This is a genomic window from Streptomyces kronopolitis (genome assembly GCF_014646275.1).
Taxonomy (GTDB): Bacteria; Actinomycetota; Actinomycetes; order Streptomycetales; family Streptomycetaceae; genus Streptomyces; species Streptomyces kronopolitis.
In genome coordinates, this window is the sequence record NZ_BMND01000092.1 from 1 (window position 1) to 1,514 (window position 1,514).

Below are 1,514 nucleotides of genomic sequence, written 5' to 3' on the forward strand. Positions count from 1 at the left end.
CTCCCTCGGCATCTGGGTGCACGTCTCCGCCCCGCTCGGCCACCAAGGCCATGCGATCCGCTGGACCCTGGAGATCCAGGCCGCCAAGCCCGTCCGCATCTATCCGGGCATGACCTTCGGCAAGCTCGTCTTCATCGCCGCCCACGGCACCACGGACAGCTACCAGCACCAGGCGGCGAAGTACGCGGCCACCGACGGCATCGACATCTCCCGCCTCTACGAAGAGATCCGCGGAGTCCGCCCATGAACGCCGTACCCGGACCGATGGTCGCCACCTGCCTGGACCTGCCCGCCGGCAGCCCCGGCGGCAGCGTCGAACTGTTCCTCGACCTCTACACCGGCGACCAGCCCCGCCTCCCGGCCAGGCCTTTATGCTCGCCCCCGCCGGCCGCCGCCCGATCCTGCCGCCCGGCCTCGACCTGCTGCCCATCGCGGGCAAGTCCCTCGAAGGCCCCGCCTTCACCCGCTACGTCACCGACCTGCGCCGGGCGCTGAAAGCGGCCCTCGACCCGCACGCGATCGGTGTCCTGCACCTGCACCACCTGGCCTTCGGCGCTACCCCCGCCCTGCTGCGGGCCCTGCCAGGCCCGGCACGGATCGCCCTGGTCCACGGCACCGACCTGCTGTTCGCCGAAGCCCACCGCGACCAACTGCAGATCCTGCGCGAGAGCGCCCGCTCCGCCGACGCCATCGTCGTACCCACCGCCGCGATGGCCGACCACCTCCTCAAGCTGTCCCCCCACACCGACCGGAGCAAGATCGAGCACATCCCCTGGGGCATCCCCGACCACCTCATCACCGCCCGCCTGCCCCGGCCCGCCCGCACCAACAGCAGCCATCTGCGGCTGCTCTACGCGGGCCGGCTGACCCCGGAGAAGGGAGGCCAGACCCTCGTCCGGGCCCTGGCCGGCGCCTCGGGCATCGAGCTGAGCATCGCCGCCCCCAGGACCCAGGTCCACGCGCTCGCCCCGCTGCTGCAAAAGGCCAAGATCCGGTCCCGCTACCTGGGATGGCTGAGCCGCCCGCAGCTGTGGAGAGCCTTCGCCGAGCACGACGCGCTCGTCATGCCCTCAACCACGCTGGAGGCAATGGGCCTGGTCGCGCTCGAAGCCCAGGCATGCGGGCTACCCGTGCTCTACCAGCCCGTTCCGGGCCTGCGTGATGCTCTCGGCGCCACCGCGCTGGCCACCGACTTCACCCAGCCCGCCACGGTGGCCCGGCACCTCGACCGGCTGCGGACGTCCACCGGTGTACTGCCCGCCTTGCGGGAGGCGGGATATGCCAATGCCGCCCGCTACCCGCTCTCAGCCACCGCCCGCGCACTGCACACCCTCGGCCGACGGCTCACACGCTGAGCCTGTGCCGCACCAGCAACCAACCCGCCCGCGTCACTACGCTGACCGGCGGGACAGCCACACGAACAGGGAGCCCATGATCAACCGCATCGAAGCACTCCTGGACGAAGGCGTCCGCGACAAGGTCTACCCCGGCGCCGTCTGGGCCGTCGGCGACAG

The 1,514-nt window shown here is 71.7% G+C and carries 1 protein-coding gene and 2 pseudogenes; all 3 read left to right on the forward strand.

What is annotated here, in order from left to right:
- Window positions 1-247 (forward strand): dCTP deaminase domain-containing protein (locus tag IEY78_RS33735; RefSeq protein ID WP_444544926.1); only part of this gene is annotated, 247 nt, incomplete at its 5' end.
- Window positions 244-1,355: pseudogene (locus IEY78_RS33740) on the forward strand (glycosyltransferase family 4 protein). The gene IEY78_RS33735 and the pseudogene IEY78_RS33740, both read left to right, overlap by 4 nt.
- A gap of 4 nt (window positions 1,356-1,359) precedes the next feature.
- Window positions 1,360-1,514: pseudogene (locus tag IEY78_RS35220) on the forward strand (serine hydrolase domain-containing protein); the annotation flags it as partial.